The 17411-nt window shown below is 64.1% G+C and carries 17 protein-coding genes; 13 read left to right on the plus strand and 4 right to left on the minus strand.

Going from position 1 to position 17411, the window contains the following annotated elements; genetic code table 11:
- The first annotated feature begins 11 nt into the window (after positions 1–11).
- The 3 genes from KMZ68_RS10750 (at position 12) to KMZ68_RS10760 (ending at position 1928) form a co-directional block, all read left to right on the plus strand.
- Positions 12–1151, plus strand: a complete 1140-nt coding sequence (locus KMZ68_RS10750) for a hypothetical protein (protein ID WP_215615744.1) — start codon at positions 12–14, stop codon at positions 1149–1151.
- A 102-nt stretch (positions 1152–1253) separates the two neighbouring features.
- Positions 1254–1526: a PilZ domain-containing protein gene (locus KMZ68_RS10755; RefSeq protein WP_215615745.1), complete on the plus strand. Its 273-nt coding sequence runs from the start codon at positions 1254–1256 to the stop codon at positions 1524–1526.
- A gap of 171 nt (positions 1527–1697) precedes the next feature.
- A complete protein-coding gene (locus tag KMZ68_RS10760; RefSeq protein ID WP_215615746.1) occupies positions 1698–1928 on the plus strand; it encodes a hypothetical protein in 231 nt (76 codons plus the stop codon).
- Positions 1929–2136: 208 nt separating this feature from the next.
- Here KMZ68_RS10760 and KMZ68_RS10765 read toward each other — a convergent pair whose 3' ends face one another.
- On the minus strand, positions 2137–3036 hold the full coding sequence (locus tag KMZ68_RS10765; protein WP_215615747.1) for an alpha/beta hydrolase family protein: 900 nt from the start codon (positions 3034–3036) through the stop codon (positions 2137–2139).
- Between the two features lie 266 nt (positions 3037–3302).
- Between KMZ68_RS10765 and KMZ68_RS10770 the strand changes: the two genes are divergently transcribed.
- The 3 genes from KMZ68_RS10770 to KMZ68_RS10780 are packed head-to-tail and all read left to right on the plus strand — an operon-like array spanning position 3303 to position 6843.
- Complete coding sequence (locus KMZ68_RS10770) at positions 3303–4691, plus strand: class II 3-deoxy-7-phosphoheptulonate synthase (protein WP_215615748.1); 1389 nt, start codon at positions 3303–3305, stop codon at positions 4689–4691.
- Between the two features lies 1 nt (position 4692).
- The gene (locus KMZ68_RS10775) at positions 4693–5046 is read left to right on the plus strand and encodes a diacylglycerol kinase (protein WP_215615749.1); all 354 of its coding nucleotides are present in this window, start codon (positions 4693–4695) and stop codon (positions 5044–5046) included.
- Between the two features lie 45 nt (positions 5047–5091).
- Positions 5092–6843 (plus strand): NAD+ synthase, encoded by a 1752-nt coding sequence (locus KMZ68_RS10780; protein WP_215615750.1) that lies wholly within the window; start codon positions 5092–5094, stop codon positions 6841–6843.
- Positions 6844–6866: 23 nt separating this feature from the next.
- Here KMZ68_RS10780 and KMZ68_RS10785 read toward each other — a convergent pair whose 3' ends face one another.
- Together KMZ68_RS10785 and KMZ68_RS10790 are read right to left on the minus strand one after the other, a co-directional pair.
- Positions 6867–8006, minus strand: a complete 1140-nt coding sequence (locus KMZ68_RS10785; RefSeq protein WP_215615751.1) for a DUF2865 domain-containing protein — start codon at positions 8004–8006, stop codon at positions 6867–6869.
- A gap of 154 nt (positions 8007–8160) precedes the next feature.
- Positions 8161–8469, minus strand: a complete 309-nt coding sequence (locus tag KMZ68_RS10790; protein WP_215615752.1) for a hypothetical protein — start codon at positions 8467–8469, stop codon at positions 8161–8163.
- A gap of 274 nt (positions 8470–8743) precedes the next feature.
- Here KMZ68_RS10790 and cysS point away from each other — a divergent pair, with 274 nt between their 5' ends.
- From cysS to KMZ68_RS10810, 4 genes are all read left to right on the plus strand, one after another.
- The gene (gene cysS / locus KMZ68_RS10795) at positions 8744–10147 is read left to right on the plus strand and encodes a cysteine--tRNA ligase (protein WP_215615753.1); all 1404 of its coding nucleotides are present in this window, start codon (positions 8744–8746) and stop codon (positions 10145–10147) included.
- 118 nt (positions 10148–10265) lie between these two features.
- On the plus strand, positions 10266–10778 hold the full coding sequence (locus KMZ68_RS10800; RefSeq protein ID WP_215615754.1) for a GNAT family N-acetyltransferase: 513 nt from the start codon (positions 10266–10268) through the stop codon (positions 10776–10778).
- Positions 10775–12373, plus strand: coding sequence for a citramalate synthase (gene cimA, locus KMZ68_RS10805; protein ID WP_215615755.1), 1599 nt, complete (start codon positions 10775–10777; stop codon positions 12371–12373). Before KMZ68_RS10800 ends, cimA begins: the two co-directional genes overlap by 4 nt.
- A gap of 115 nt (positions 12374–12488) precedes the next feature.
- On the plus strand, positions 12489–12878 hold the full coding sequence (locus KMZ68_RS10810; protein ID WP_215615756.1) for a VOC family protein: 390 nt from the start codon (positions 12489–12491) through the stop codon (positions 12876–12878).
- Here the strand turns inward: KMZ68_RS10810 and KMZ68_RS10815 are convergent.
- Positions 12875–13480, minus strand: a complete 606-nt coding sequence (locus KMZ68_RS10815; RefSeq protein WP_215615757.1) for a TIGR00730 family Rossman fold protein — start codon at positions 13478–13480, stop codon at positions 12875–12877. The two genes, KMZ68_RS10810 and KMZ68_RS10815, sit on opposite strands and share 4 nt — an antisense overlap.
- A gap of 259 nt (positions 13481–13739) precedes the next feature.
- Here KMZ68_RS10815 and KMZ68_RS10820 point away from each other — a divergent pair, with 259 nt between their 5' ends.
- From KMZ68_RS10820 to pssA, 3 genes are all read left to right on the plus strand, one after another.
- Positions 13740–15656: an ABCB family ABC transporter ATP-binding protein/permease gene (locus KMZ68_RS10820; protein ID WP_249779585.1), complete on the plus strand. Its 1917-nt coding sequence runs from the start codon at positions 13740–13742 to the stop codon at positions 15654–15656.
- 57 nt (positions 15657–15713) lie between these two features.
- Positions 15714–16412, plus strand: a complete 699-nt coding sequence (locus KMZ68_RS10825; RefSeq protein ID WP_215615759.1) for a phosphatidylserine decarboxylase — start codon at positions 15714–15716, stop codon at positions 16410–16412.
- A gap of 106 nt (positions 16413–16518) precedes the next feature.
- The gene (pssA, locus tag KMZ68_RS10830; RefSeq protein WP_249779586.1) at positions 16519–17373 is read left to right on the plus strand and encodes a CDP-diacylglycerol--serine O-phosphatidyltransferase; all 855 of its coding nucleotides are present in this window, start codon (positions 16519–16521) and stop codon (positions 17371–17373) included.
- Positions 17374–17411 lie beyond the last annotated feature (38 nt).

Here is a 17411-nt window from a genome sequence, read left to right on the forward strand (position 1 = left end):
GGAGAGCTTCCATGAGGCGGTTGCTTGGCTTGCTCGGACAGGCGGCGCTGCTGGTCGTCGTGTGGGCCGCTATCTTCGAGGCCGGGTTGCGGATGCAGCAGTATTTCGGTCCGCTGTACGATCTCGAATTGGCGAAGGTCGGTCTGGACTGGGAATCCGACGTCTTGAACCACAAGCCGGAACCGGAAAACCAGAACCTGTGCATTTATGGCGATCTGACCGGCTTCAGCTACCAGCGATCCTTCGACGTCAACGGCATCAGGATCATCGACGATACGGAACTGCTGGCCGGATGTAAGAATCCGGTTTCGGTGCTGTTCCTCGGCGATTCCTTCATGGAAGGCTACGACGCAAAGAACACGCTGCCGTATCACGTCGCAAGATACTTCAAGACGGAGCGGGGGGTCTGCCTGAAAACCTACAACGCCGGATATACCTCCTATTCTCCGGCCATCTTCGTGCCGCAGGCGAGGAAGCTGCTGCCGATCCTGCGTCCCGACTATGTCGTGGTGGACATCGACGAGACCGATCTGTACGACGACTTCGCGCGATACCGCAAGCTGATCGTCCGCAACGAAGGCGGTCAGAATGTCGGCGTCAAGGCGTCGCCGATCGGACACGAATGCAGCGTCGGCCTGATGGAGGCCCGCCAGCATCCGTCATATCTGAGGCGGCTGGCGGCAAAGCTCTGGCACACCTATGTGCGCATGCCGGCGGTGATCGAGAAATACCGGTCGGGCCTCGCGATGTTTTCCTATTCGCGGGACCATGGCCCCGATCTGGAACGAAAATATTCCGAGCCGCTGGCGGTTTTCAGGCAGAACCTGCAGGAGCTGGCCGGGGTCCTGAAGGAATACACCAGGGACGGCAGCCAGGTGCTGTTCGTCTCGCACCCGCATCTTCAGCATATGAAACCCGACGCCGCGGGCCGCGTCTGGAACGATCTCGTCAGTTCGTCGGTGCGCCAGACCAGCCTTGCCAACCACTTCCTCTACTTCAACGCCACCGAGACCTTGAAGCAGCGGTCCGGATCGCACCCCGAGGCGCTCTACTGGAAGTACGACATGCATTTCAGTTTCGAGGGACTGAAGGAATATTCCACTGCGGTCGCGGAGTTCATGGCCTCGAACATGGTCAAGCCGAAGGACTGACCGCGGCGACAAACCCTTAAATTGCAAGGCAATGCGCTAAGCAGAGCTTTACGGGTGCGCCTTCAAGCTGATTTGCTAGTCCAACGATGGATGATGGTCGTCATGACTCCTGATGGGCCAAGGTTGAAGGTACAGCGCGAACCGCGCCGGCAGGTGGACAAACAGCCGGCCTGGTTTACCGTCGACGACGGCATGACGCGGCGCGCATGCTTCGTGCTGGACGTCTCGCCGGGCGGCGCCAAAATCGTGACGGATCAGGTGATAGACGTCAGGGACAGGTTCAAACTTGCGCTGGTGCCGGATCATCCGAAGCGCCAGCCCTGCGAAGTGGTTTGGCGTCGCGGCAAGACCTACGGTCTGAAATTCATTCCCTGATCCCGGTGGAATTTGTCCGCTGTAGCGCGCAGCCCGCCATGGGCTTCCAGCCGGACTGACCCGGCTTCCGCCTCCGTGCGGCCGGCCTCGCGAATGGATTTTTCAGCCGCCGGGGAACCTTCGGCTTGCTCGCGACGTTATCGCTTAAGACCTATTTTAGGCGAGCTTCCCATGAGCGAGCGGGAGCTTTTTCGACGCGTGGCGCTTCACTTCGGGATGGGAGCGACCCTGGGCGCTCTTTTCATAATGTCGCTCCTTGTCCTGAACGTCCAGAGCATCTCGCATGTCGTGCTGCGCAGCACGAGCCCGATCACGGCCACGATCATTCTGGTGACCGGCGCTTCCATGTATTTTGCCTTTTGGCGCGGCCATCACCGGATTCTATTTTATGATCATGGATGAAGATTATCCGAAGGGCGGCCGTCGCTGACGTCCGATGCGAGACCGTCGGGGAGTTCTGCAGCCACAATCACCGCCGTCGTCCCGGCCTTGAGCCGGGACCCATCACCCAAGACATGATGTTGCGCTCGGCTGGAGCGGCAGTCTTTTTTAGAAATGCGCGGCGGTGGCTATGGATCCCTGCTTCGCAGGGATGACGGAGAGGGTGCATTTACGCCTGGATCCATTCCGCCGCCCCGCGCCACAGCGTGTCGCGGTGCTCGGGGCGGAAGAAGCCGAAATGGCCGATCCTGGTGACGCCGATGTCGGCGGGCTTGATGGTCAGGATCTCCGGCTCGATTGCCGTAAATCCTGAACACAGCAATCCGACCGCCGGCCGCGTCGCCCAGGGATCGTCGGAGAAGCACAGCGCGCGCAGCGCGCCCTTGTAGTTGGCGAAATTCGACAGGCCCGGCAGCTTGGGATCGGTGAACAGATAGCGCTCGCTCATGACCCAGGAGGCCCATTGCTCGAACACGCCTTTCGGCAGGTCCTCGCCGAGACCGGTCCAGCCGGGCGCATAGCCCATCAGCCGGGTGAGGGGGAGGCCGACGAATTTCAGCATGGCATAGACGCGGTAGTTCTCCGGCGGGGCCATCAGCTTCCAGTAGCCGGCTTGCGCCGCGATGAAGAGCGTGCGCGAGACCTCGGTGTTGTTGGCGAGCAGCCCCAGCGCCTGGCCGCCGAAGGAATGGCCGACGAAGTTGAGCGGCAGGGTGTGGTAGCGCTCGCGCATCCAGGCCACCGCCGCGGTGACGTCCTTGCCGGCCCAGTCCGACATCGTGGCGTTGAAGCCGGCCAGCGACTTGGTCTGGTTGTAGCCGACCATGGCCTTCTGCCTGCTGTCGCCGATGCCGCGGTAGTCGTAGGTCAAGACCGCGCAGCCGCGGCGCGCCAGATAGCCGGCGAACTGCCGGTAGACCTTGCGCGGCGTCGCCGTAGCCGAATTGATCAGGACGGCATGGCTCTTCGCCCCCCGCGGCAAAAACAGCGTCGCCCCAAGCAGATACCCGTCGGTCGCAGGGAAGGTAATGTCGTCGATGAAAACGTCGTCCAGCGCAGCCTCAGCCACCGATTTCCCCCGGCCTTCTTGGTTGCGCCAGCAAATGCGAATTCGGCTTTTGCCGCAAGGGGTTGTCTGGAGAACTTGAATTCGAGGTGGACGATCCGGAAAAGCAGTACGGAACCTTGCGAAAAGATCGTGCCCGAACAAAAGGATAGGGCGCAACGGCTGTCATCGACGGTGATCGCGCTCTGGCGGTTCTTCAACAGCCTGTGTATAACCCGGCCCTTCGGCTACCTGCCATAAGTAGCGGTTTTTGCTCAGGAGTTAACGTCATGTCCGAGCGGTGGACACCCGATAGCTGGCGCGCCAAGCCGTCGCTGCAGATCCCGGAATATCCCGACGCCAAGGCGTTGGCGGATGTCGAGGCGCAGCTCGCCACGTTTCCGCCGCTGGTCTTTGCCGGTGAGGCCCGCAACCTGAAAAAGGCGCTCGGGCGCGTCGCCAAGGGCGAGGCGTTCCTGCTGCAGGGCGGCGACTGCGCGGAGAGTTTTGCCGAGCATGGCGCCAACAACATCCGCGATTTCTTCCGCGTGCTGCTGCAGATGGCCGTGGTTTTGACCTATGCCGGCGCGCTGCCTGTCGTGAAGGTCGGCCGCATCGCCGGCCAGTTCGCCAAGCCGCGTTCGTCGCCGACCGAAAAGATCGACGGCGTCGAGCTGCCGAGCTACCGCGGCGACATCGTCAACGACATTGCCTTCACGCGGGAGGCGCGCACCCCCGATCCGCAGCGTCAGTTGATGGCCTACCGCCAGTCGGCGGCGACGCTCAACCTGCTGCGGGCGTTCGCCACCGGCGGTTTTGCCAATCTCGGCAGCGTGCATCAGTGGATGCTCGGCTTCCTCAAGGATTCCCCGCAGTCGCGCCGTTACAAGGAACTGGCCGACCGCATCTCGGACGCGCTGAACTTCATGCGCGCCTGCGGGCTCGACCTGGAAAGCCACCCGGAGCTGCGCGCCACCGATTTCTACACCAGCCATGAGGCGCTGCTGCTCGGCTACGAGCAGGCCTTCACCCGGGTCGATTCCACCACCGGTGACTGGTACGCCACCTCGGGCCACATGATCTGGATCGGCGACCGCACCCGCCAGCTCGATCACGGCCATGTCGAATATTTCCGCGGCATCAAGAATCCGATCGGGCTGAAATGCGGTCCCTCGCTGAAGCCGGACGAGCTGTTGAAGCTGATCGACATCCTCAATCCGGATAACGAAGCCGGACGGCTGACGCTGATCAACCGTTTCGGCTCCGACAAGATCGGCGATCACCTGCCGGGGCTGATCCGCGCCGTGCAGCGCGAGGGCCGCGTCGTGGTGTGGTCGTGCGATCCGATGCACGGCAACACCATTTCCTCGACGTCGGGCTACAAGACCCGGCCGTTCGACCGCATTCTGTCGGAAGTGAAGTCGTTCTTCACCATCCACGCCGCCGAAGGCACCCACGCCGGCGGCGTCCATCTTGAAATGACCGGGCAGGACGTCACCGAATGCATCGGCGGCGCGCGCGCCATCACCCAAGAGGATCTCAGCGATCGCTATCACACCGTGTGCGATCCCCGCCTCAATGCCGAGCAGTCGATCGACATGGCCTTCCTGATCGCCGAACTGCTCAAGCAGGAACGCGCCGGCAAGGCGCAGCCGATGCCGGCCGCAGCAGGACTCTGATTTGCTGCGGTTCTGGCGGGCCACCATCAATACGCGCAACGGCCTCGCCTTTGCCATCCGCTCGGAGCAGGCGGTGCGCGAGGAGATCGCGGCGCTGACGCTGGCCTTGCCGCTGGCGTGGTTGATCGGCGTCACCACCATGCGCAGCGTCGAACTGGTCGCCGCCGTCGCTCTGGTGCTGGTGGTCGAACTGCTCAACACCGCGATCGAAAAGCTCGCCGACCGGCTCACCACCGACCATGATCCGCAGATCGGCCAGGTCAAGGACATGGGCTCGGCGGCGGTCGGCGTCGCGCTGGTCATGGCCGGCCTGTTCTGGCTGTTCGCCATCGCCGAACGCATGGGCGTGATCTGAAAGCATGCGATTGCAGTTTGGGCTTGTGCAGGGCACCATCGGCAAATGACCGAACCTCAGTTCAAGATCACGCTGGCGCAGTTGAACCCGATCGTCGGCGACGTCGAGGGCAACGCCGCCAAGGCGCGCGCCGCCCGCGCGCGGGCGACGGCTGATGGCGCCGATTTGCTGGTACTGCCGGAACTGTTCATCTGCGGCTATCCGCCGGAAGACCTGGTCCTGAAACCGGCGCTGCAGTCGGCCTGCCGCGCCGCCGTCGAGGCGCTGGCGCGCGAGACCGGCGATGGCGGCCCGGCGGTGCTGATCGGCAGTCCCTGGGTCGAGGACGGCAAGCTCTATAATGCCTGCGCGCTGCTCGACGGCGGCCGCATCGCCGCCATCCGTTACAAGGCCAATCTGCCGAACTACGGCGTGTTCGACGAAAAGCGCCTGTTCGCGCGCGGCCCCGCCGCGGGCCCGGTAACGATCCGCGGCATCCGGGTCGGCGTTCCCATCTGCGAGGACATTTGGCTCGAGGAGTCCGAGGACTACGAGAACGTCGTCGAATGTCTGGCCGAGACCGGGGCGGAAATCCTTGTGGTGCCCAACGGTTCGCCCTATGCGCGCGACAAGAACGATCTGCGGCTGTCGATCGCGGTCGCCCGCGTCACCGAAAGCGGGCTGCCTCTGGTCTATCTCAACCAGATCGGCGGACAGGACGAACTGGTGTTCGACGGCGCCTCGTTCGCGCTGAACGGCGATCTGTCGGTCGCGGCGCAATTGCCAGCGTTCGAGGAGAACATCACGACCCTGCGCTGGCGCAAGACCGACGCCGGCTGGCGCTGCGACGGGCCGGTGGCGCCTGTCGTCGACGGCGACAAGGGCGATTATGCGGCCTGCGTGCTCGGCTTGCGCGATTACGTCGGCAAGAACGGATTTCCCGGCGTGCTGCTCGGCGTCTCCGGCGGCATCGATTCGGCGCTGTGCGCGGCGATCGCGGTCGACGCGCTCGGCGCCGACCGGGTTCGTGGCGTGATGCTGCCGTTTCGTTTTACCGCCCAGGTGTCGCTCGACGACGCGGCGAAACTCTCCAAGGCGCTCGGCATCCGCTACGAGGTGCTGCCGATCGCGCCGGCGGTGAACGGCTTCGAGGAAATCCTGTCGAAAACCTTCGCCGGCCTGCCGCGCGACATCACCGAAGAGAATCTGCAGGCGCGCGCGCGCGGCACGCTGTTGATGGCAATCAGCAACAAGACCGGCGCGATGGTGGTCACGACCGGCAACAAGTCGGAAATGTCGGTCGGCTACGCCACGATCTATGGCGACATGAACGGCGGCTTCAATCCGATCAAGGACATCTACAAGACCGAGGTGTTCCGGCTCTCCACTTTGCGCAATTCATGGAAGCCGGACGGGGCGCTCGGCCCTTCGGGCGAAGTGATCCCGGTCAACATCATCACCCGGCCGCCGACGGCTGAATTGCGCGAAAACCAGACCGACCAGGATTCGCTGCCGCCCTACGACATGCTCGACGCCATCCTCGAGGGGCTGGTCGAGCGCGAGGAGCCGCTGGCTGACATCATTGCCGCCGGCTTCGACGCGGCCGTGGTGACGCGGATCGATCGGCTGCTCAACGTCGCCGAATACAAGCGGCGGCAGGCCGCTCCCGGCGTCAAGGTCACGCAGAAGAATTTCGGCCGGGATCGCCGCTATCCCATTACCAACCGTTTTCGCGATACCGGCAAGGCGTTGCCGCAACCGGACGACGCGCTGCTGTCGCGCGCAGCCCGCGGATCGGCGGAGGCGTTCGAGGGGTAGGACTATCGTATCGGATAAAGGCCTTAACGCGCAGGGATGAAGGTCGGCCCCACCGAACGGATCGGCTTGTTGTCCGGAGTGGTGCCTGCCGTCGCCGCCGTGCTGGCCGGAGCGTTGGCCGCCGGCGCGGTGGCGGTCGTGGCTGCGGGGGCCGCACCCTTCTTGGCGTTGACCGCCTTCGGCGCAGGCGGCCGCGCCATCTTCTTCGCGCTCTCCTCGGTGACGATGATGTCGCCCTGCTGTTCGGCGGCGGCCTTGTCATCGACGGCTTTCAGCGCGTCCGACCAGGTCTGTCCGGCCGCCTTGCAGGCGCAGGACGGATTGAACTCGGTGCGGTATTTGAACGCATTCGGCAGCGCCGAATAAGGCTGGCCGCTGATCGAGACCGCCTGGTTCATGTCTTCGCCGGGATTGCGATAGGAAAACAGCGTCGCTTCCGTCGCTGGACACAGCGCCTTGCAGCTCTTCTCGTCATCCGGGAAGCGTGCCGGCACGGTGGCGAAGGAGACCGGGAAATAGGCGCCGTCGCAGGTACGCACACAGACGGTGCGATAGGTTCCGGATTGCGGCCCGAGATCGCCGGGGGGCGCATTGAGATTGCCCCTGTCGCCGAACAGATTTTCGAGGAAATTGCCGCCGTTGCGGGCGGCTGCGGCATATTGCGGCCCGCAATTGTTCTGGGCGAGCGCCGTCAACACGGAGCGGCGCTGGTTCTCGCGCTCGGAGCCGCCGAAGCCGCCGCCGCGCAGCCGTTCGAGGCTGGTGGTGATCTGGTCGAGATTGCCGCGCATCTGCTGGATCTGGTTGTTGACCGGACCGCATTGCGCCGACTGGCCCGAAAACAGCGAGAAAAATCCGGAACTGTCGCAGCCCATGCGCTTGGCCTGCGAGGTGACGCGGTCGAGTTCGGCCTGCTGCCTGGAAGCGGCATCCTGGTAGCGGCGGATCTGCTCTTCCTTGGCGGGATCGCCGCTGCCGCCGCCGCGATCGATGCTCGCCAGTTGCGCCTCCAGCCGCGGGCACATCGGATTGACGGCGGCACCGCCCTGCGGCGGTCCCGGATTCACCTGGGCGAAGGCGTCAACGCCGAGCGCGGCCGCGCCGAGCAGCACGGCGCCGGCCAGAATCCGGCGGCAGAAGGGGGTAATCGGCGTTTCCAGCATATCCGGCCAATGAGAAGCTAAACCGCGCAGGCCGATAGCACCGAAAAGCGCGGCCAACGCGGCCTGACATACCTGCTTCTCGGGGCAGCGTCACGTCGTTTCCGGGGCGCCGGTGTGGCGGAACTGGCCGCCAACCCGCCGGGGCAGGACGGCTTCAGCGCTGGCAGGTAATGGCGACGTATTCGTTGCAACCGGCGTGGCTGCAATTGCCGCCGGCCGCCTTCGGGATAGCGCCGGTTACTTCGTCGGGATCGACCCGCCGGTACGACACGGCCTGGGCGAAATCCCGCGACTGGCAATAGGAGCGGGCGGCGTGGGCGCCGCATTTTTCGCCCTTGGCGAGGCACTGGTCGACGCCGTAGCCGTCCGCCTGGTTGGCGATGATGAAGACACGGCTGTCGGCCGATGCGGCCGTCGCGGCGAGCAGGGAAAGACAGGTCAAGAGCGCTGACAGGGATCGCATGCTGCACCAAATGAATGAGGAAACGGCCCTCATTCGAATAAACTCAAAACGTTAAGAATGATTAACCATGGCGGGGCGGGCCGTTTGCCGGCCGAATCGGGCGTTTGCAAGGCCTTGACGGCGTCCCCCGGGCTGGCCCATGGTGTTTTTCATGAACGGTTTCCTCGCCATCTGCAGCATTTGCCGCGAGATTATGAGCTAGCGATTCGCTGGCTGAGGCCGTCTTTTCTCACACGAGATCACTGGACGCCCGGCCGCAAGGGACGGGATATCCATGGATTTGCGCCTGTACGATACGTTGACCAAGGAAAAGCGGCCATTTGCGCCGCTCGATCCCAAGAACGTGCGCATGTATGTCTGCGGGCCGACGGTCTATGACTTCGCCCATATCGGCAATGCGCGCCCGGTCATCGTGTTCGACGTGCTGTTCCGTCTGCTGCGGCATGTTTATGGCGCCGGCCACGTCACCTATGTCCGCAACATCACCGACGTCGACGACAAGATCAACGATCGTGCGGCGCGGGATTTCCCCGGCCTGCCGCTGAACGAGGCGATCCGCAAGGTCACCGAGCAGACCGAAAAGCAGTTCCACGCTGATGTCGATGCGCTGGGCTGCCTGCGGCCGACGGTCGAGCCGCGCGCCACCGAGCATATCGCGGAAATGCGCGACATCATCGAGCGGCTGGTGCAGGGCGGCTTCGCCTATGTCGCCGAGGACCACGTGCTGTTCTCGCCGCAGGCGATGAATGCCGCGAATTCGGTGTTGCCGCGCTACGGCGCGCTCGCCAACCGCTCGCTCGACGAGATGATCGCCGGCGCCCGCGTCGATGTCGCGCCCTACAAGCGCGACGCCACCGACTTCGTGCTGTGGAAGCCGTCGAAACCGGGCGAGCCGTCATGGCCGTCGCCGTCGGGCATCAAGGCGCAAGGCCGTCCGGGCTGGCACATCGAGTGCTCGGCGATGGCGTGGAAGCACCTCGGCGAGCAGTTCGACATCCACGGCGGCGGCATCGACCTGGTGTTTCCGCATCACGAGAACGAACTCGCGCAGAGCACTTGCGCCTTTCACGCCGACCGCATGGCCAATGTCTGGATGCACAACGGCTTCCTGCAGGTCGAAAGCGAGAAGATGTCGAAAAGTCTCGGCAACTTCATCACCATCAGGGAATCCCTGGCGGATTGGCCGGGCGAGGTGCTGCGCCTCAATATGTTGAAGACGCATTATCGCTCGCCGATCGACTGGACCTCGAAGAACCTCGAAGAGAGCGCGAAGACGCTCGATGACTGGTACGCCATTGCCGCCGACGTCAAATCCGACCGGCCATCCGATGCCGTCATCGCAGCGCTTTCGGACGATCTGAACACGCCGCAGATGATCGCCTCGCTGCACGGCCTGCGCAATGCGGCGGCATCCGGCAACGAGCGCGACCGCGGCGAGTTCGCTGCGACGCTGCGGCTGCTCGGTTTCCTGTCCGAGAGCGCAGCGCAATGGAAGGGCCGGAAGCAGCAGGCGAGCGGCGTCGATGCAAGACAGATCGATGGCTTGATCTCCGATCGCGCCGCCGCGCGCGCTCGCAAGGATTTCAGGGAATCGGATCGGATCCGCGATGAACTGGCCGCCATGGGCGTCGTCATCAAGGATTCCAAGGAAGGCACCACATGGGAGATCGCGCGATGACCAAGCCCGATACGCCGTTTCCAAAGCACTGGTTCTATTATATCGCGCTGAAGATCCTGCTGATTGCCGCCGCCGTGGCGCTGGCCCTGAAGCTGTACGGCATGTGGTGAATATTGCGATGGGACAGACGTTGCCCAAACCCGCGTTGCGGCCGTTTCTCGACGAGGATACGCCGGTGCTGGCGGCGATCTTCGCCGCTGCTATCGCCGAATTGACCGGCGATGACTACAGCGAAGCGCAGCAGCAAGCCTGGGCCAGCGCCGCCGAGGACGAGGAGCAATTCGGCAAGCGTCTGGCGGGTACGCTCACGCTGATCGCCACGCTGCAGGGGTCGCCGGTCGGCTTTGCCTCGCTGAAAGGCGCCGACCATATCGACATGCTCTATGTTCACCCGGGCGCGGTCGGGCAGGGCGTCGCCGCGACGCTGTGCGATGCGCTGGAAAAACTCGCCGGCGGCCGCGGCGCCAAGAACCTAACCGTCGACGCCAGCGACAGCGCGCTGGATTTCTTCGCCAGGCGCGGCTACGTCGCCAAACAGCGCAACACCGTCACCGTCAACGGCGAGTGGCTGGCCAACACCACGATGCAGAAGACGCTTGTCCAAGGGGCTGCGCCGGGAGCTTCCACATGAGCCGCGAACGCCTCTATCTGTTCGACACCACGCTGCGCGACGGCGCACAGACCAACGGCGTCGACTTCACGCTGCACGACAAGCAGATCATCGCGCAGATGCTCGACCAACTCGGCATCGATTATGTCGAGGGCGGCTATCCCGGCGCCAATCCGACCGACAGCGAATTCTTTGCCAAAAAGCCTGATCTCGAACATGCGAAGTTCACGGCGTTCGGCATGACGCGGCGTCCGGGCCGCTCGGCCTCGAACGATCCGGGGCTCGCGGCGCTGATCGAGGCCAAGGCCGATGCGATCTGCTTCGTCGCAAAGTCCTCCGCCTATCAGGTCCGCGTCGCGCTCGAAACCACCAACGAGGAAAACCTCGCTTCGATCCGCGACAGCGTCGGTGCGGCGAAAGCCGCAGGCCGCGAGGTGATGCTCGATTGCGAGCACTTCTTCGACGGCTACAAGGAGAACGCCGATTTCGCGCTGGCCTGCGCCAAGGCGGCCTATGATTCCGGCGCGCGCTGGGTGGTGCTGTGCGACACCAATGGCGGCACCATGCCGCACGAGATCGAGACCATCGTCGGCGAGGTGGTGAAACATATTCCGGGCGATCACGTCGGTATCCACGCCCATAACGACACCGAGCAGGCGGTGGCCAACTCGCTGGCGGCGGTGCGCGCCGGCGCGCGCCAGATCCAGGGCACGCTGAACGGGTTAGGGGAGCGCTGCGGCAACGCCAATCTGTGCTCGCTGATCCCGACGCTGCGGCTGAAGCGCGAATTTTCCGATGCCTTCGAGATCGGCGTGTCCGCCGACAGGATGGCGACCCTGATGAAGGTGTCGCGGACGCTCGACGACATGCTCAACCGGGCGCCGAACCGCCACGCGGCTTATGTCGGCGAAAGCGCGTTCGTGACCAAGACCGGCATTCATGCCTCCGCCGTGCTGAAGGATCCGCAGACCTACGAGCATGTATCGCCCGAGACCGTCGGCAATCACCGCAAGGTGCTGGTGTCGGATCAGGCCGGCCGCTCCAACGTGATTGCCGAACTGGAACGCGCCGGCATCCCCCATGACAAGAACGACCCGAAGCTGCTGCGCCTCGTCGAGGAACTGAAGGAGCGCGAAGCCGCCGGCTACGCCTATGAGTCCGCCGATGCCTCGTTCGAACTGCTGGCGCGGCGCACGCTCGGCAAGGTGCCGGAATATTTCCGGGTCGAGCAGTTCGACGTCAATGTCGAGCAGCGCTACAACGCCAACGGCCAGCGCGTCACAGTGGCGATGGCGGTGGTGAAGGTCGACGTCGCCGGCGAACGGCTGATCTCGGCGGCCGAGGGCAACGGTCCCGTCAATGCGCTCGACGTGGCGCTGCGCAAGGATCTCGGCAAATACCAGAAATACATCGAAGGCCTGAAGCTGATCGACTATCGCGTGCGTATCCTCAATGGCGGCACGGAAGCGGTGACGCGGGTCTTGATCGAGAGCGAGGACGAGCAGGGCGAGAGCTGGACCACGATCGGCGTGTCGCCCAATATCATCGATGCGTCGTTTCAGGCGCTGATGGATTCGGTCATTTACAAGCTGGTGAAATCAGGCGCGCCGGCGTGAGGTGCTTCCGTCATTCCGGGGCGATGCGAAGCATCGAACCCGGAATCTCGAGATTCCGGGTCTGGTCCTGCGGACCATCCCCTAATGACGTGTCGATATTCGAGGATGCCTTCCAATGATCGACCACATCTCCGTCGGTGTCCGCGATCTTGAACGCGCCGCGCGCTTCTATGAGGCAACGCTGGCGCCGCTCGGTCTGTCGCGGCTGGTGACGCGGCCCGCTACGATCGGCTTCGGCAAGGCCTATCCCGAGTTCTGGATCAATCTGCGCGACGGGATGGCCGAGGTCGCGCCGGAGAGCGGCGTCCATATCTGTCTTCGCGCGAGGGCTATTGCTGACGTCGATGCGTTTCATGCCGCCGCGCTGAATGCCGGCGGCCGCTCCGACGGCGCACCGGGGCTGCGCCCGCATGATCGCGTGAAATACTACGCGGCGTTCGTCATCGATCCCGATGGCAATCGCATTGAGGCGGTGACGTTTCCCAGGGAGGAGGCTAGTTCCTAAAGTCTTCTTGCCAACTCGGGCGTCAGTGCCTCCGCGACGGCGGGCGCACGCGCCGCGGCGGCGCGCAGGCGCGGCAGGATATCCTCGACGCGTTCGGCCTTGAGGATATCGACCTGCAGGTTGGGGCGGATGAACTCCGTCTCACGCATATGCGCGAGCAGCGCCAGCAGCGGTTCCCAGAAGCCATCGATGTCGGCGAGCAGGATCGGCTTGTTGTGACGGCCGAGTTGCTGCCAGGTCAGTTGTTCCACCAGTTCCTCCAGCGTGCCGACGCCGCCAGGCAGCGCCACGAATGCGTCGGAGTGCTCGAACATCAGCCGCTTGCGCTCGTGCATGTCGGGGGTGACGATCAGGTCCTGAACGCGCTTCAGCGCGTTTTCGCGGCCGGTGAGGAATTCCGGGATGATGCCGGTCACGGTGCCGCCGTGATCGAGTACGGATTTGGCCACGGCGCCCATCAGCCCGACCGAGCCGCCGCCATAAACGAGGCGGATGCCGTTGTCGGCGAGGGCCTTTCCGAATGCAAAGGCGGCTTCGACAAAGCGGGGGTTTGTGCCGGGGCCGGAGCCGCAATAGACACAGACGGTTTTGATGATGCTCATATTGGGCATGTGGCACCGCAACGTAGGGGCGTCAAGGCGGGCTGATTCGCAAAGGCGATTGAATTGTCCCGCAAATCTGGGCAAATCGCGAAAGATTTGCCTTTCCTGAGGGTGCAAGCGGCGCTCAAACGCTCTATATGACGGGCAGAATGAAGACCAACCAGAAAATCCGCGCGACGACTGATCGGCGCGCCATTTTGCGCCAGGCTCTCGATTGATGGCTCACGGTCACTCGAACGGGGGCTCCGGCGAAGAAGCGATGCCCCCCGGCAGATCCGTCGAACAGGCGACCCTGATCGGGACGCTGGCGCATCTGTGGCCGTATATCTGGCCGGGCGACCGCGCCGATCTCAAGATGCGCGTGGTCTGGTCGATGGTGCTGTTGCTGGCTGCGAAGCTGGCGACGCTGTCGGTGCCGTTCACCTTCAAATGGGCGATCGACGCGCTGACGGGGGCCGATACCGCCCCGGTGCAGTCCTCGAACTGGACGCTGTGGCTGATTGCGTCGCCCCTGATCATGACCGCCAGCTATGGCGCCATGCGCGTGCTGATGGCGGTGCTGACGCAATGGCGCGACGGCATCTTCGCCCGTGTCGCGATGCATGCGGTGCGCAAGCTCGCCTATCTCACCTTCATCCACATGCACGAGCTGTCGCTGCGCTTCCATCTGGAGCGCAAGACCGGCGGCCTGACGCGGGTGCTGGAGCGCGGCCGCTCCGGCATCGAGGTCATCGTGCGGATGGTGATCCTGCAGCTGGTCCCGACCATCGTCGAGGTCTCGCTGCTGATGGCCGTGCTGCTGTGGCAGTTCGACTGGCGCTACGTGCTGGTCACGCTGATCATGGTCGTCATCTACATGTATTATACCTACATCGCGACCGAATGGCGTATCGAGATTCGCCGCAAGATGAACGATTCCGATACCGAGGCGAACACCAAGGCGATCGACTCGCTGTTGAACTACGAGACGGTGAAGTATTTCAGCGCCGAGCAGCGCGAGGCCGAGCGTTACGACCATTCGATGGAGCGCTACGAGCGCAACAGCGTGAAGACCTATACCTCGCTGGCGGTGCTCAATACCGGGCAGGCGGTCGTTTTCACCGTGGGCCTGACCGCGACCATGCTGATGTGCGCGATCGGCGTGCGCAACGGCACCAATACGGTCGGCGATTTCGTCATGGTCAACGCCATGATGATCCAGCTTTACCAGCCGCTGAATTTCATGGGCATGGTGTATCGCGAGATCAAGCAGGCGATCATCGACATCGAGAAGATGTTCAGCGTGCTGTCGCGCCATCCGGAGATCAAGGATCTTCCCGGCGCCACGCCGCTGGTCGTGACCTCGGGCAATGTGCGGTTCGACGACGTACAATTCGCCTACGACCCCGAGCGTCCGATCCTCAAGGGTCTCAGCTTCGAGGTGCCGGCCGGCAAGACGGTCGCGATCGTCGGTCCCTCCGGCGCCGGCAAGTCGACCATCTCGCGGCTGTTGTTCCGTCTCTATGACGTCTCCAGCGGCAGGATCATGATCGACGGCCAGGATATCCGGCAGGTCACGCAGGCCTCCTTGCGGGCCTCGATCGGCATGGTGCCGCAGGATACCGTGCTGTTCAACGACACCATCCGCTACAACATCCGCTACGGCCGCTGGGACGCCACCGACGCCGAAGTGGAGGAGGCCGCGCGGCTGGCCCAGATCGATCCCTTCATCCGGATGTCGCCGAAGGGCTACGAGACCCAGGTCGGCGAACGCGGCCTGAAGCTGTCGGGCGGCGAAAAGCAGCGCGTCGCGATCGCGCGCACCGTGCTCAAGGCGCCGCCGATCCTGGTGCTCGACGAGGCGACCTCGGCGCTCGACAGCCACACCGAGCATGAAATCCAGGAAGCGCTGGAGCGGGTGTCGCGCAACCGCACCTCGCTGGTGATCGCGCATCGGCTGTCCACCATCGTCGGCGCCGACGAAATCATCGTGCTGGATCAGGGCAGGATCGCCGAGCGTGGAACTCACGCCGTGCTTTTGGCATCGGGCGGACTTTATGCCAGTATGTGGAACAGGCAGCGCGAAGCCCAGGAGGCGCGGGAGCGACTGGCGCGGATTGCCGACGACAACGAAGCGCCGAACCGCGCGCCGCCGCCGGTCGATGACGTGCTGGTTACCCCGGCTGCGGCGGAATGACCGAAAACCAATCTCTCTCCCGCAACGGGAGAGGGGATAAATGACAGTGAAGCCCTGATGTCCATCGCCAATTCCATCCGCGCGCAAATTCCGCCGATCCATCCGGAAGGCTATCCGTTCATCGGCGGCTTTGCGCTGGTCAGCCTGATCCTGTTCTGGATCTGGACGCCGCTGGGCTGGATCGGAACCGTGCTGACGGTGTGGTGCGCGCTGTTCTTCCGCGATCCGGTGCGGGTGACGCCGGTGCGCGAGGGCATCGTGGTTTCGCCGGCCGACGGTCGGGTCTCGCTGATCTCGATGGTGCTGCCGCCGGCCGAGCTTGGTCTCGGTGACCGGCCGCTGCTGCGGATTTCGGTCTTCATGAGCGTGTTCAACTGCCACGTGAACCGCAGTCCGGTGACCGGGCGGATCGATCGCATTGCGTATCGGCCGGGCGCCTTCATCAACGCCGAACTCGACAAGGCGAGCGAAGACAATGAGCGCAATTCGCTTGTGATCTCGACGCCGAACGGCCGCATCGGCGTGGTCCAGATCGCGGGGCTGGTGGCGCGGCGTATTGTCTCATTCGTCCGCGAAGGGCAGTCGATCGGCGCCGGCGAGCGGTTCGGGTTGATCCGCTTCGGCTCCCGGCTCGACGTCTACCTGCCCGAAGGCGGCAAGGCGCTGGTTTCCGTAGGCCAGACCGCGGTGGCCGGGGAGACCGTTCTGGCCGATTTCAGGCAAGGCGACGGCGGCCGGACTTACCGGGCCGATTAACCATCTGGGCGGGCGCTCGCCCTGGCCGGACGCCGCAATGGCGGAACGGCCCTCCGCTTGCTATATGTGTGCGATGTTGACGCCCGTCGATCCCAAGAATCCTGAAATGCGCCGCCGGCGGTTTCGCCCGATCCCGGTGCGGATGCTGGTGCCCAACGTCATCACGCTGCTGGCGATCTGCGCCGGGCTGACCGCGATCCGCCTGTCCACGGAAGGGCGGATGGAACTGGCGGTCGCCGCCATCGTGTTTGCCGCCGTGCTCGACGGCATCGACGGCCGTGTCGCGCGCATGATCAAGGGCCAGTCGAAGTTCGGGGCCGAACTCGACAGTCTCGCCGATTTCGTCAATTTCGGCGTCGCGCCGGGGTTGATCCTGTATTTCTGGACGCTGCACGATCTGCACAATGGCGGCTGGATCGCCGCGATGGTGTTCGCGATCTCGGGCGGCCTGCGGCTGGCGCGCTTCAACGCCACCATGGACGATCCGAACAAGCCGGCCTTTGCCGCGAATTTCTTCACCGGCGTTCCGGCTCCCGCCGGCGCGATCCTGGTGCTGCTGCCGATCTATCTCGCCTTCCTCGGCATGCCGTCGCCGCCGGTGATGCTGACCGCGTTCTATACGCTCCTGATCGCATTCCTGATGGTGTCGCGCCTGCCGGTTTTCTCGGGCAAGACCGTGCGCTTGCGGGTGCCGCCGGAGATGGTGCTGCCGGTGTTCGTCTCGGTGATCTTCTTCGTGGCGCTCTTGATCGGCTATCCCTGGCACATTCTGTCGGCGGGGTCGGCGCTTTACCTCCTGAGCCTGCCGTTGGGCTGGAAGTCGTATCGCGACCACAAGCGCAATGCGGCCGCGCAGGCCGCAGCGCCGGCGGAGGCAACTCCGTCAAGTCCGGCGGCGCCGCCGTTCGCTGCGCCCGTCGCCGAGGCGGACCAGGACAATCGGCCGGTCCGGCTGAACTGAGCGGGCCCGCGCTGCCAGGGGCCGCGCCACCTCACCCC

Source organism: Bradyrhizobium sediminis (assembly GCF_018736105.1).
Classification (GTDB): Bacteria; Pseudomonadota; Alphaproteobacteria; order Rhizobiales; family Xanthobacteraceae; genus Bradyrhizobium.